The following is a 12,231-nucleotide window of genomic DNA, read 5'->3' as shown; positions in this document are numbered from 1 at the left end:
ACCTAGTGAAACATATTCGAGCACAGCCCACTGCCCGCCATGGAAACGCCCCACAGCACCTGGCCCTGTTTTCGAATGCCCCGCGACCTGCCGTCCTAGATCGCCGTCGCGCCGCCGTCCACCGCGAGGGCCTGACCGGTGGTAAATGCTGCGCCATCGCTGCACAGGTACAACACGGCGCTGGCGATTTCCTCAACCTTGCCAATGCGTCCGACCGGGTGCATGGCTGCGGCAAACTCAGCCTTGCGTGGGTCGGCCTCATAGGCGCGGCGAAACATGTCGGTATCAATCACGGCCGGGCAGACGGCATTCACGCGGATTTTCTTCTTCGCGTACTCGATGGCCGCTGATTTGGTCAGGCCGATCACCGCATGCTTGGACGCCGCATAAATGCTCATCTTCGGCGCCGCCCCCAACCCCGCCACCGATGCGGTATTGACGATGGCCCCGCCACCCTGGGCCAATAGCAAAGGCAACTGATACTTCATGCACAGCCACACGCCTTTGACGTTAACCCCCATGATGGCATCGAACTCATCAAGACTGCCGTCTGCCAGCTTGCCCTTCTCGATCTCGATGCCGGCGTTGTTGAAGGCGTAGTCCAGGCGCCCATAGGTGGCGACGGTCTGTGCCATCAATTGCTGCACGTCCGTGTCGAGGGTGACGTTGCAGCGTACAAATATCCCTTCGCCACCGGCCTGGTGGATCAGTGCCACAGTGCCCTCGCCTCCTGCCACATCAAGGTCCGCGACTACCACCTTCAAGCCTTCGGCGGCGAATGCCAGCGCGGTGGCGCGGCCAATACCAGCGGCGGCGCCGGTCACCAAGGCGACTTGGCCAGAAAACGTCATGCTCATGGGAACTGTCCTGTGGGGTTAATTGCGGTGAGGCGAGTCTAGCCAACGCTGGCAGCCGCGCATCAGCACTATCAGAAGGCCGGTTGGCGCTGCATGAATCGTAGTGATAAAGCCGCCCGGCTGATTATCAGCGAGGCCTATTGCCGGGCATTCGCCTGCGCCGCATACCCTTGCCCTTCTGCCCCTGAGGGTCTATCACTCATGTTCCATTTCTAAAGAGTCCTTGCCATGACCGCCCAGACCAACCGCCAATTTCTACTCGCCAAACGCCCGGTCGGTGCCGCCACGCGAGAGACCTTCACCTACCAGGAAGTGTCGGTGGGCGAGCCCCAGGACGGCCAGGTGCTGGTGCGCAACGAATACCTGTCCCTCGACCCGGCCATGCGTGGCTGGATGAATGAAGGCAAGTCCTACATCCCACCGGTAGGCATCGGCGAAGTGATGCGCGCCCTTGGCGTAGGCAAGGTGATTGCCTCGAAGCATCCGAACTTCGCGGTGGGGGACTACGTGAACGGTGCACTGGGCGTGCAGGATTACTTCCTTGGCGAGCCCCGTGGTTTCTATAAGGTGGACCCCAAGCTGGCGCCCCTGCCCCGCTACCTGTCCGCCCTGGGCATGACCGGCATGACGGCCTACTTTGCTCTGCTGGAGACCGGCGCACCGAAAGCCGGTGACACCGTGGTGATCTCCGGCGCCGCCGGTGCCGTGGGCAGCATCGCCGGGCAGATCGCTAAGCTCAAAGGCTGTCGCGTAGTGGGGATCGCCGGTGGCGCCGAGAAGTGCAAGTTCCTGGTCGATGAGCTGGGCTTCGACGCCGCCATCGACTACAAAAGCGAAGACGTGCCCGCCGCCCTCAAGCGCGAGTGCCCCAAAGGCGTGGACGTGTATTTCGATAACGTCGGCGGCGATATTCTCGACGCGGTGCTCAGCCGCCTGGCGCTCAAAGCCCGCGTGGTGATTTGCGGTGCAATCAGCCAGTACAACAACAAGGAAGCGGTCAAAGGCCCGGCGAACTACCTGTCATTGCTGGTCAACCGTGCGCGTATGGAAGGCTTTGTGGTGATGGACCACGCGGCGAACTTCGCGGCGGCGGGTCAGGAAATGGCCGGCTGGATGGCCCAGGGCAAGCTCAAGAGCAAGGAAGATATTGTCGAAGGGCTGGAGACATTCCCGGAAACGCTGATGAAGCTGTTCAACGGCGAGAACTTCGGGAAGTTGGTGCTCAAAGTCAGCTGACACACCACAAAAACAAATGTGGGAGCTGGCTTGCCTGCGATGCAAGCAACTCGGTTTCTAAGTGATACCGAGTTGATACTATCGCAGGCAAGCCAGCTCCCACATTTTTTGCTCACTCTAAAAATCAGGCGATCTCGGCGACGACCGCTGCCAACGCTTTTGCAGGATCCGCCGCCTGGCTGATCGGCCGGCCGATCACCAGGTAGTCAGAGCCCGCATCCAGGGCCTGGCGCGGGGTCAGGATACGGCGCTGGTCATCCTGGGCGCTGCCGGTAGGACGGATACCCGGTGTCACCAGTTGCAGCGACGGATGTGCGTTTTTCAGGGCCTGGGCTTCCAGGGCTGAGCACACCAGGCCGTCGAGGCCGGCTTTCTGCGCCAGGGCTGCCAGGCGCAACACTTGCACCTGCGGCTCGATATCCAGGCCAATGCCCGCCAGGTCTTCGCGCTCCATGCTGGTGAGCACGGTCACGCCGATCAACAACGGTTTGGGGCCGCTGCGCTGTTCCAGCACTTCGCGGCAGGCGCTCATCATGCGCAGGCCACCGGAGCAGTGCACATTGACCATCCACACGCCCATCTCGGCCGCGGCTTTGACGGCCATCGCCGTGGTGTTGGGGATGTCATGGAATTTGAGGTCGAGGAACACTTCGAAGCCTTTGTCCCGCAGGGTACCGACGATTTCCGCCGCGCAACTGGTGAACAATTCCTTGCCGACCTTGACCCGGCAAAGCTTGGGGTCCAACTGGTCAGCCAGCTTCAGTGCGGCGTCACGGGTGGGGTAATCCAGGGCGACGATGATAGGAGTCTGGCAGACGGACATTGGAATGGGCTCTCAGGCAAGTCGAAATCGGCGCGGATTGTAGCGCAAGCAGCGCCGTTGCGGGATCCGATGATCGGTAAATACCGATCAAGCGCCCAATACCGGCGATTCAAGGCAATTGTTTCAAGCCCGATACATTCACGACACGCCCCCAATACGCCGCCCGGCTAGCCTCGCGCACATGACCGCCCGCCCAGCACTTCCAGCCCTGGAACTGGGCGCCTATGCTGACAGCCACAACCAGGCAGATGACCTCGCTATGCATACCCCTTGCGACCCTGTAAACGAAGCGCCAAAAGACGCGGTGATCGCCGAAGACAAGCGCTGGAACACCCGCGCGCTGATTGTCGACGACGACGTGCCGATCCGCGAACTGCTGATCGACTACCTGGCACGCTTCAATATTCTCGCCTCAGGCGTCACCGACGGCATCGCCATGCGCCAGGCCATGCAAGCGGAGACCTTCGATGTGGTGGTGCTCGACCTGATGCTGCCGGGCGAAGACGGGCTGACATTGTGCCGCTGGCTGCGCGCCGAATCGGACATTCCGATCCTGATGCTCACCGCCCGCTGCGAACCCACCGACCGCATCATCGGCCTGGAACTGGGGGCAGACGACTATATGTCCAAGCCGTTCGAACCCCGGGAACTGGTCGCGCGTATCCAGACCATCCTGCGCCGGGTGCGTGATGACCGCACCGAACAGCGGGCCAATATCCGTTTCGACACTTGGCGCCTGAACAGCGTACTGCGCCAGCTGGTGGCCGATGACGGCCTGGTGGTGCCGCTGTCCAACGCCGAGTTTCGTTTGTTGTGGGTGTTTATCGAACGCCCGCGGCGTGTGCTGAGCCGCGAACAGCTGCTGGACGCGGCCCGTGGGCGTTCCATCGAGGCTTTCGACCGCAGCATCGACTTGCTGGTGTCGCGCCTGCGTCAGAAACTGGGGGATGACCCCAAGGCTCCGCAACTGATCAAGACCGTACGCGGCGAAGGCTACCTGTTCGACGCCCGGGATATCGGTTGATGCGCGCCCCCTTCAACACGCTGTTCGGGCGACTGTTCGGCCTGTTGCTGGTGGCGATTGTGCTGGCCCATGTGCTGGCGTTCTTCTGGTTTCACCACTACGGCCCGCCGCCACCGCCCCGCGCGGCGTTCGTCGAACAACCGGACGGCAGCCTCACGCCCTTGCGCAAGGCGCCTCGCCCCTGGTTCGGCGGCCCGGTGGTGCCCCTGACGTTTCAATTTATCTCGCTGATCATCGCCGCCTGGTACGGCGCCAAACTGCTGAGCCGGCCGATCCAGCGCCTGAGCGCAGCGGCCGAGCGCCTGAGCGTCGACCTCGACAGCCCGCCCCTGGTGGAGTCCGGCCCTCGCGAGGCACGCCAGGCGGCCTCCACCTTCAACCTGATGCAAAAGCGCATCCGCGAACAGGTCAGCCAGCGCGCCCGCATGCTCGGCGCGGTCTCCCACGACCTGCGCACCCCGCTCTCGCGCCTCAAGCTGCGCCTGGAACAGATTGAAGACCCCAAGCTGCAAGGCCAGATGCGCCAGGACCTGGACGACATGATCGGCATGCTCGATGCCACCTTGAGTTACCTGCACGAACAGCGCACCAGCGAGACACGGCATTGGCTCGATGTGCAGGCATTAGTGGAATCTTTGAGTGAAAACGCCCAGGACCAAGGCCGCGACGTGCAATTTTCTGGAACCTGTGCGCCGTTGCAGGTACAGCCGATGGCCCTGCGTTCCTGCCTGAACAACCTGATCGACAACGCCCTGCGCTATGCCGGCACCGCCCGAGTAGAACTGGCCGACAGCCGCGGCGCCCTGGTGATACGGGTGATCGACCACGGCCCGGGAATCGCCGCCGATAAGCGCGAAGCGGTGTTCGAGCCGTTCTTTCGCCTGGAAGGGTCGCGCAACCGCAATTCTGGAGGGGTCGGTTTGGGCATGACCATTGCCAGGGAAGCCGTCGAGCGACTCGGCGGCCACCTGAGCCTAGAGGAGACACCGGGCGGTGGTTTGACGGCGGTGATGTGGTTGCCGAGGGTTTGAGAACTCCCACCTGCCTGACGCGCCGCGATCCAAATGTGGGAGCTGGCTTGCCTGCGATTGCGTAGTGTCAGTCGATGAGGTGTTGGCTGGCCCAACGCTATCGCAGGCAAGCCAGCTCCCACAGGTACGGCGTCTCACCTACACCCATCAGTTACACGGTTTGTCTTCGCGGCGCACCTGGGCCTGGCTCGCGCTCCAGTCTGTCAGCAGGCTGTAAGCCACCGCCAACAACGTCGGGCCGATAAACAGGCCAATAAAGCCGAACGCTATCAACCCGCCAAACACGCCCAACAATACGATAACCAACGGCAAGTTGCCGCCACGGCTGATCAGGTACGGCTTGAGCACGTTATCCACGCCGCTGATCACGAACGTGCCCCACACGCCCAGGAATACCGCATAGGTGTAATCGCCCTTCCACGCCAGCCACGCCGTGGCCGGGATCCACACCAGCGGCGGTCCCATGGGAATCAGGCTGAGCAGGAAAGTCACGATACCCAGCACCAGCGCGCCCGGTACGCCGGCGATCAGAAAGCCGATCAGCGCCAGCAGCGCCTGGGCCGCAGCGGTGCCGATCACACCATTGACCACTCGCTGCACCGTGCCGGCCACCAGTTCGATGTAATAGCCCGCGCGTTCGCCGATCAGGCGCTCCAACAGGCGATGCACAAACATCGCCAGGCGCGGCCCGTCACGGTAGAAAAAGAACACGAAGACCAGGCTCAGGGTCAGCTCAAGAATACCGCCGCCAATTTGCGCACTGCGCGCCAACAACCAATTGCCGACCTGGCCCAGGTACGGCTTGATGCTCACCATCAGCGCCGCGCCTTGCTGATCAATGCTGTCCCATGTCGCCACCAGGCGCTCGCCGACAAAGGGTATCGACCCCAACCATGTCGGCGCCTCGGGCAAGCCGTCGACCTGGATGTCCTTGATCAGCGCCACCGCATCACGCACATGGTCAGCCAGGTTGAACCCCAGCCATACCAATGGCACCGCCACCAGCAACATCCAGCCCAACGTCAGGATGCCAGCGGCCAGGGATTCCCGGCCACCGAGCCAACGGGTGAGCAAACGCATCAGCGGCCAGCTGGCAAAGGCCAGCACCGCGCCCCAGAACAGCGCCGACCAGAACGGCGCCATGACCCAGAAGCTGGCACCAAACAGCACCAGCAGCAGGATTTGCACCAGCAGGCGATCGTTATTGAGCATCGGGTATCTCGAGAAGAAGGCTGTAGGAAGAGAGCTTAGGCGAACGGCGCGGGTCCGTTCGCCCTGTGGTGCTTAGCGTATCAGATGCAGGTGCAGTCCTTGGGTTTCACCGCTGCCGGTTTCCAGACGGGCGGTGCGCACGCCCTTCTCAACCAGCGCCTGGCGCCAGGACTCGGCCTTTGGCCCGCTCAGGCTGACGCGCAGGGTGGTATCGAGGTTCAAGGCGCGGGATATCAGGGTCAGCCAGGTGTCATCCGGTTCGGCGCCCAGCGCGGGAAAATCCAGCTCGCCGGTGCTTTTAAGTTCACGCAGCAGGGTGGCCGAGGTGGGCAGCAGGTCGCCCAAGGGCGCGCTGGCGTCGAGTTGCTCCACATGCAGGTAGGCGCGGCGGTTACCACGGGTGATGCCGTACAGCGCGACCAGGGAATTGTCCTGCGGGGCGGCCAGGCGTAGCAGCAGGTATTCCTGTTGGCCGTCGGCGCCCACCAGCTTGGCGTTGCCGAACACCTCGTTGGCCCACAGGCTGCTTTCGCCACAATCGCGGGCCTTGCACCAGAACAACAACTGCGCGCCCTTGGCCTGCAAGGCTTCGCGCGTTGCAGTAAAGGCAGCGCTGGAGCTGTGTTCGGCGGGTAGTTCATAGGTGATTGCAGTGGCTGGGCCGCGTGCGATGGCCTGGCCTTCGTAGCGCAACTGGCCGCTGATCTTGCGAATCGCGCCCATGGGGTAGATGCGTTCCTTGTCTTCAGCGGGGCGGTAATCGACGATTTGCGCATCAACCTGGCGGGCTACCGCCGGTAAATCCTGGCTGCCGGGCAGGTCGGCGGCAAATACCAGGGGGCTGAAACAGCAAATGCCAAGGGCACGGATACATCCTTTGCCCAGGCTCATCGGATCAGTGAGCCCTGGCCAATGTTGGTCACAGCGATATTGAGTGTGTTCATGGTTGACTCCCTTTCAATCCGCCCAGCCTCGGCAGTTGACCCCGCCAAGTCAAGGCGTGGAGAAGAACCGATTGAAACAGTCTGCAACAAGAGCCGCGCCGGGCTCGTCATTCAGGTGTAAATGATGGCCGCCTGGCAGCGTGGTAACCGTGAAGGGTAGCTGAGAAAGCAATTCGGGATGTTTCGCCAGCATGCCGTCAGCCGCGACCACCAACTGCGTAGGGCACCCTACCCGTCGCACGAAGGCCATGGCTTGTTCGTCGGTCAGGCGCATCGGCGACGCCAGGGTCAGGCGGCTATCGCTGCGCCAGGTGTAACCGCCCGGTACCGGCATCAAACCGCGCTGGGCCAGGAGCTGCGCCGCTTCACGACTGACCGCCACTACGCCTTTCATCCGCGCCTCAACCGCTCGATCAAGGCTGTTGTAGACCGGCTTGCGCTTGTCTTGCAGGCTCAATTGCGCCTGCAAGGCCATGCCCAGGCGCTCGGCCGCGTTCTCGCCGCTGGCGGTCGGCGGGATCACACCGTCGATCAGGCCCAGGTGCGTCACCCGCTCCGGCAAGGCCCCGGCCAACACCAGGGAGACGATGGCGCCCAGGGAGTGACCAAGTAATGCAAAACGTTTCCAGCCCAGTTGCTCGGCCACCTGCAGCACGTCGTAGACGTAATCCCACAAGGCATAACCGGCGCCTGCCGGGCGGTGCGCCGAATGCCCATGCCCGGCCATGTCCAGGGCAACGATGCGCAAGCCGTGCAGCTTGGGCGCCAGGCGCGCAAAGCTGTTGGCGTTGTCCAGCCAGCCATGCAGGGCAATCACCGGCAGGCCGTCCTCAGGCCCGAACAGATGCGCGGCCAGTTCGATATGCGGCAGGCTCAGGCGAACCTCTTCGACAGGCGTGCTCATGCGCAATTGCGCTCACGGGCTTGCCAGCGAGCGAACAGGTTCTTGATCAAGGCAGCGGTGTCCTGGGGGCGTTCGAGGGGGAACATATGGCCGCCGGGCATGGTGAGCATTTCACCCATGGGCAAGCGGTCGACGCCGCTGGCATGGTGACGCATCACCACCCGGCTCTGGCGGCCACGCACCACGGCCAGCGGCACCTTCAGTTGGCGCACCTGGCCCGGGCTGGTGTGCGGCACGCCGCGATAGATGCTGATTTCGGTGGCCGGGTCGAACCGCAGGCGCAGGCGGTCGCCCACTTGCTGCAGGCCATGTTGCAGGTACGCGTCAAAGCAATCGGGGTCGAAGCCACGGAACAGGGTCTTGCCGGCGAAGTAGCTGCGCGCGGTGTCCAGGTCGGTGAATTCTTCGCGCCGGCCAAGCGTGCGCCCGGCTGGGGTGAGGCGGTCGATAAAGCCAAAGCGCTTGGCAGCGCGGATCACCCAGCGGTCTGCGCGGGTGAGCACCGGCGAATCCAACATCACCACGCCCCGGTACAGGTGCGGGCAACGCATGGCCGCGTGCAAATGCAGCACGCCGCCCAGGGAATGGCCCACGCCCCATACCGGCTCTGACTGCTGCTCCAGATGGTGGATCAGCTCGTCCACCAGGTTCTGCCAGTTATCATCCACCGGGAACCTGGGGTCGTGGCCGTGCTGCGGCAGATGCGCCACCGCATATTCCGGGGCCAGGGCGGCAAACAGCTTGCCGTAGGTGGCCGAAGGGAAGCCATTGGCGTGGGTAAAAAACACATGCTGCGGCATACAGGTTCCATCAACAAAAACAGAGGGGGATTGTCACCATGCCCGGCCCCTACAGCAATGACTGTAACTGCCAGGAATGATGACACTCACGCCACGCCTATCGCGCCGGCGGTTGTTCACCCAGCGGCACCACGGCCATGGTCAAGCGTGAGACACAACTGGCCTTGCCCTCGTCGCTGCTCAAGCGGATATCCCACACCTGGGTAGTGCGCCCGATATGGATAGCCTTGGCCACCGCCGTCACCCGACCGCTGCGCACACCGCGCAGATGGTTGGCGTTGACCTCCAGGCCCACGCAATAGAACTTGCTTGCATCAATGCACAAATAGGCGGCCATGGAGCCGACACTTTCGGCCAGCACCACCGAGGCGCCGCCGTGCAGCAGGCCGTAGGGCTGATGGGTGCGGTGGTCGACCACCATACTGGCGGTAAGGGATTCGTCGTCGAAGCTTTCGAAACGAATATCCAGCATTTCACCGATGGTGTTTTTCTGGATCGCGTTGAGGTGTTCGATATTCGGTTGGGTACGCCACAGGCTCATACGGTTGTCCTTGTTGGTTTTATTACGACCCTAATCCTGCCACAGAACGGTTTCGGCGCGCGCGCTCCATGCTTGCAATTGTGGCCCGTACGTCGACTCGATCACGTTGCGTTTGATCTTCAAGGTCGGCGTGAGAAAACCGTTTTCCACTGCCCAGTGATCTTTCACCACCACCAGTTGCCCCATGCGCTCATGCTTATCCAGGCCGGCATTCACCTGTGCCAGCCAACGCTGAAGGCCACTGCCCAGGGCGTGGCGGTCCTCGCCCGGCGCCGACAACACGCACAGCCCGATCGGTGCGCTGAGCCCCTCGCCGACCACACACACCTGTTCAATACGCGCATGTTCGGCCAGGCGGTTTTCAATCGGCGCCGGGGCCACGTATTTGCCTTTGCTGGTCTTGAAGATCTCCTTGAGGCGCCCGGTCAGGCGCAGACGACCGTCAGCGTCCTGCTCGCCCTTGTCACCCGTGCGCAGGAAGCCATCTGCGGTGAGCGTATCCGCGGTTTTCTGCGGGTCCTTGAAATAGCCCAGCATGGTCGCGCCACTGTGTACCTGCACTTCGCCTGACGGGTCGATGCGCACTTGCACACCTGGGCAGGACTGGCCGATCCAACCGAGCCTTTGCCCACCAGGGCGACACACATGGGAATAGCCGCAGTTTTCGGTCATGCCATACACCTCCAGCACATCCAGGCCCAGGCGCTGATACCAACGCAGCAACGCCTCGGGCACCGGCGCCGCGCCGGACAGGGCGATGCGCAACGCATCCAGCCCCAGGCCGGCGAGGACTTTATGGCCGACGCGCTTGCCGATAAAAGGCAGGCTTAACAGCATATCGAGCCTTTTTTCCGGGATTTTGGCGTAGACGCCCAGTTGGAATTTGGTCCAGATGCGCGGCACGCCAAACAAGGCCGTCGGCCGCGCCCTGCGCAGATCGGTGAGGAAGGTCTCCAGGCTCTCGGCGAAAAAAACGGTTTGCCCGGTATAGATCGACGCCATTTCGACAAACATCCGCTCCGCCACATGGCACAGCGGCAGGTACGACAGCAACCGGTCACCCTCCCCCAGGCCGAACAACTCAGTACCGCGCGTGGCAGCAAACCCCAAGGCGCCGAAACTGTGCATCACCCCCTTGGGCAGGCCAGTAGTACCGGAGGTGTAGATAATAGTGGCCAGGCTGGCGGCATCCGGTAGCGGGTTGTCCTGGATCGGTGAACAGGCTTGCAGGTCCGCCCAACAGAAATCGAAAGTCCCCTCCGGACACAGCGGCAGGCTGATAGTCGGCACCCCCTCAGGAACGCCAGGCGCCATCGCCGGCCAGTCATCGAGTTTACCGATCAACGCCAATCGCGCCTGCGAGTGGGTCAGCACATGGGCGACGGACTCAGCGGTGAGGTTGGGATAAAGCGGCACCGACACATGCCCGGCCATCCAGATCGCCAGGTCGGCGATGATCCAGTGGGCGCAGTTTTTTGAAATCAAGGCAATGTGCGAACCCTGGGGCAACTCCCGCGCGCGCAGCCAGTGCGCGGCGCAACGGGCCTGGTGGCCGACATCGCCCCAGGTGAGGGCCTGCACCTCACCGCCGCCGATGGGCTGAACGAGGAAGACTTTGCGCGGGTGCCGCGCTTCACGCTCGAAGAAGACCTGCAACGGCAAACGAAAAGCGACAGGCATGGGACGCGCTCCTTTGTGATCCGAGATACAGCCGACCAAGCACTTGCTTGGTTGACGGTATAGCACAGGTAAAGGAAATGGCTTGTCGCTAACCACGATGCGAAGCGAGCCGCTCTTGATCTGCTCTTGATCTTGATCTCAGGCGCCCTGTCGAACCACGCTGGCCGGAATTCCGGGTCCTTTTCCAAAAGTCAGGGCGGAACTCTAAGTGGCCGTTACCGCAGGAATGGATATGTACTCGGTATAACAGTGTCGCCTGTCAGGTCGTCATCGCAGGCAAGCCAGCTCCCACAGTTGGATCGCGGGGTGTCAGCGAGATAGGCGTCGGCGGCAGGCCGTCGCGGGAGCAAGCGCCCTCGCCACAGCGTCGCACGATGCCTAGGGATTCTTCACACCCACCAGACTCATCAACCCCGCCAACGGAAAATCACCCTCAAGCTCCGCCAGGCTGGCCGTGTACATCGGCTGTGGCTGACGCTGATGCCCATGCTGCAAAAAACTGATCAGGCTGCCCACCAGCGGTTGGTGGCTGACCAACAGCACGTCGTCATCGCTGTCGAGTTTCTCCAGCACTCGCTGAACATCCCCATCGGGCGTCAGCCACGGCACAGTACGGATTTCGGGCTGAAACCCCAGCACATCGCGCACCAACTGCGCCGTCTGTTGCGCCCTTACATAAGGGCTGGCAATGATGGCGCCCAAGGGCTGGCCAATCAGGTGCGCAGCACTGCGCGAGACTTCGGCACGCCCATGCTCGGTAAGGTTGCGCTCGGCGTCCGTGGGTGCGTGCCCTTCAGCTTCACCGTGACGCAGAATCCATACCTTCATAGCTTCGGCTCTTCATCACGCACCGGGTGCGGTGCCGGCGGTACGCTGTGGGCCGCTTCGCCTTCGGGCGCACGTGGGGTTGGCCAATCGGCGAACGGCCAGGGCTTTTGCTCGGTGTGGAAGCTGCCGAAGCGGCCGATCTGCGCCAGGAACTGGCTGAGGCTGTCGCCAAAATTCATCAGGCCCAGGTTCGGTGCGCCGTAAATCAGCCGGTAAATCAATTGCACCACCACCAGCGCGCCGAGCAGGAATTGCGCCACCTGCCATACCAGCGCAAACACCAGCATCCACAGGATGCGCAAGACAATCGACTCGTAAGGAGGGGCAGCTTTGGGATCGTTCATGACGCGT

The 12,231-nt window shown here is 62.6% G+C and carries 13 protein-coding genes; 3 read left to right on the top strand and 10 right to left on the bottom strand.

The genetic code is table 11. The features are described 5' to 3' along the window. Nucleotides 1-95: 95 nt before the first annotated feature. A complete protein-coding gene (locus tag QK296_RS17770; protein ID WP_003190072.1) occupies nt 96-857 on the bottom strand; it encodes an SDR family oxidoreductase in 762 nt (253 codons plus the stop codon). A 228-nt stretch (nt 858-1,085) separates the two neighbouring features. Between QK296_RS17770 and QK296_RS17765 the strand changes: the two genes are divergently transcribed. Next, a complete protein-coding gene (locus QK296_RS17765; protein WP_047710438.1) occupies nt 1,086-2,093 on the top strand; it encodes an NADP-dependent oxidoreductase in 1,008 nt (335 codons plus the stop codon). 124 nt (nt 2,094-2,217) lie between these two features. Here the strand turns inward: QK296_RS17765 and pyrF are convergent, their stop codons facing one another. Beyond that, on the bottom strand, nt 2,218-2,916 hold the full coding sequence (gene pyrF, locus QK296_RS17760) for an orotidine-5'-phosphate decarboxylase (RefSeq protein ID WP_003190068.1): 699 nt from the start codon (nt 2,914-2,916) through the stop codon (nt 2,218-2,220). Nucleotides 2,917-3,175: 259 nt separating this feature from the next. On the opposite strand from pyrF, the gene QK296_RS17755 reads away from it, so the two are divergent. Continuing rightward, nucleotides 3,176-3,940 (top strand): response regulator, encoded by a 765-nt coding sequence (locus tag QK296_RS17755; RefSeq protein WP_003190066.1) that lies wholly within the window; start codon nt 3,176-3,178, stop codon nt 3,938-3,940. Next, nucleotides 3,940-4,971 carry a HAMP domain-containing sensor histidine kinase gene (locus tag QK296_RS17750; protein WP_003190064.1) on the top strand — a complete coding sequence of 344 codons (1,032 nt, stop codon included), beginning with the start codon at nt 3,940-3,942 and terminating at the stop codon, nt 4,969-4,971. The genes QK296_RS17755 and QK296_RS17750 overlap by 1 nt, the downstream gene beginning before the upstream one ends. A gap of 147 nt (nt 4,972-5,118) precedes the next feature. Here the strand turns inward: QK296_RS17750 and QK296_RS17745 are convergent, their stop codons facing one another. The 8 genes from QK296_RS17745 to QK296_RS17710 all read right to left on the bottom strand — a co-directional run bounded on the left by QK296_RS17745 (nt 5,119) and on the right by QK296_RS17710 (nt 12,224). Next, the gene (locus QK296_RS17745; RefSeq protein WP_003190063.1) at nt 5,119-6,183 is read right to left on the bottom strand and encodes an AI-2E family transporter; all 1,065 of its coding nucleotides are present in this window, start codon (nt 6,181-6,183) and stop codon (nt 5,119-5,121) included. Between the two features lie 72 nt (nt 6,184-6,255). Beyond that, a complete protein-coding gene (locus tag QK296_RS17740) occupies nt 6,256-7,074 on the bottom strand; it encodes a DUF4892 domain-containing protein (protein ID WP_034135193.1) in 819 nt (272 codons plus the stop codon). A 102-nt stretch (nt 7,075-7,176) separates the two neighbouring features. After that, on the bottom strand, nt 7,177-8,031 hold the full coding sequence (locus tag QK296_RS17735) for an alpha/beta hydrolase (RefSeq protein ID WP_034135192.1): 855 nt from the start codon (nt 8,029-8,031) through the stop codon (nt 7,177-7,179). Next, nucleotides 8,028-8,831, bottom strand: a complete 804-nt coding sequence (locus QK296_RS17730) for an alpha/beta hydrolase (RefSeq protein ID WP_137205073.1) — start codon at nt 8,829-8,831, stop codon at nt 8,028-8,030. Before QK296_RS17730 ends, QK296_RS17735 begins: the two co-directional genes overlap by 4 nt. 97 nt (nt 8,832-8,928) lie before the next feature. After that, a complete protein-coding gene (locus tag QK296_RS17725) occupies nt 8,929-9,372 on the bottom strand; it encodes a hotdog fold thioesterase (protein ID WP_014717751.1) in 444 nt (147 codons plus the stop codon). Between the two features lie 30 nt (nt 9,373-9,402). Continuing rightward, nucleotides 9,403-11,052 carry an AMP-binding protein gene (locus QK296_RS17720; RefSeq protein WP_282391132.1) on the bottom strand — a complete coding sequence of 550 codons (1,650 nt, stop codon included), beginning with the start codon at nt 11,050-11,052 and terminating at the stop codon, nt 9,403-9,405. A 378-nt stretch (nt 11,053-11,430) separates the two neighbouring features. Next, nucleotides 11,431-11,880 carry a phosphohistidine phosphatase SixA gene (sixA, locus tag QK296_RS17715; protein WP_169912224.1) on the bottom strand — a complete coding sequence of 150 codons (450 nt, stop codon included), beginning with the start codon at nt 11,878-11,880 and terminating at the stop codon, nt 11,431-11,433. Then, the gene (locus QK296_RS17710) at nt 11,877-12,224 is read right to left on the bottom strand and encodes a DUF4389 domain-containing protein (RefSeq protein ID WP_003190047.1); all 348 of its coding nucleotides are present in this window, start codon (nt 12,222-12,224) and stop codon (nt 11,877-11,879) included. Before QK296_RS17710 ends, sixA begins: the two co-directional genes overlap by 4 nt. Between the last annotated feature and the right edge of the window lie 7 nt (nt 12,225-12,231).

The organism is Pseudomonas sp. AL10, from assembly GCF_029960685.1.
GTDB lineage: Bacteria > Pseudomonadota > Gammaproteobacteria > Pseudomonadales > Pseudomonadaceae > Aquipseudomonas > Aquipseudomonas lactis.
The sequence above is the reverse complement of the archived record's forward strand: the minus strand, read 5'-3'. Positions and strand labels throughout refer to the sequence as shown.

What these genes read in the sequence shown, in the direction of transcription:
- QK296_RS17750 (WP_003190064.1), top strand. Translation starts at nt 3,940, where the DNA reads ATGCGCGCCCCCTTCAACACGCTGTTCGGGCGACTGTTCGGCCTGTTG.
- QK296_RS17755 (WP_003190066.1), top strand. Translation starts at nt 3,176, where the DNA reads ATGCATACCCCTTGCGACCCTGTAAACGAAGCGCCAAAAGACGCGGTG.
- QK296_RS17745 (WP_003190063.1), bottom strand. Translation starts at nt 6,183, where the DNA reads ATGCTCAATAACGATCGCCTGCTGGTGCAAATCCTGCTGCTGGTGCTG.
- pyrF (WP_003190068.1), bottom strand. Translation starts at nt 2,916, where the DNA reads ATGTCCGTCTGCCAGACTCCTATCATCGTCGCCCTGGATTACCCCACC.
- QK296_RS17730 (WP_137205073.1), bottom strand. Translation starts at nt 8,831, where the DNA reads ATGCCGCAGCATGTGTTTTTTACCCACGCCAATGGCTTCCCTTCGGCC.
- QK296_RS17765 (WP_047710438.1), top strand. Translation starts at nt 1,086, where the DNA reads ATGACCGCCCAGACCAACCGCCAATTTCTACTCGCCAAACGCCCGGTC.
- sixA (WP_169912224.1), bottom strand. Translation starts at nt 11,880, where the DNA reads ATGAAGGTATGGATTCTGCGTCACGGTGAAGCTGAAGGGCACGCACCC.
- QK296_RS17770 (WP_003190072.1), bottom strand. Translation starts at nt 857, where the DNA reads ATGAGCATGACGTTTTCTGGCCAAGTCGCCTTGGTGACCGGCGCCGCC.
- QK296_RS17740 (WP_034135193.1), bottom strand. Translation starts at nt 7,074, where the DNA reads ATGAGCCTGGGCAAAGGATGTATCCGTGCCCTTGGCATTTGCTGTTTC.
- QK296_RS17735 (WP_034135192.1), bottom strand. Translation starts at nt 8,031, where the DNA reads ATGAGCACGCCTGTCGAAGAGGTTCGCCTGAGCCTGCCGCATATCGAA.
- QK296_RS17725 (WP_014717751.1), bottom strand. Translation starts at nt 9,372, where the DNA reads ATGAGCCTGTGGCGTACCCAACCGAATATCGAACACCTCAACGCGATC.
- QK296_RS17710 (WP_003190047.1), bottom strand. Translation starts at nt 12,224, where the DNA reads ATGAACGATCCCAAAGCTGCCCCTCCTTACGAGTCGATTGTCTTGCGC.
- QK296_RS17720 (WP_282391132.1), bottom strand. Translation starts at nt 11,052, where the DNA reads ATGCCTGTCGCTTTTCGTTTGCCGTTGCAGGTCTTCTTCGAGCGTGAA.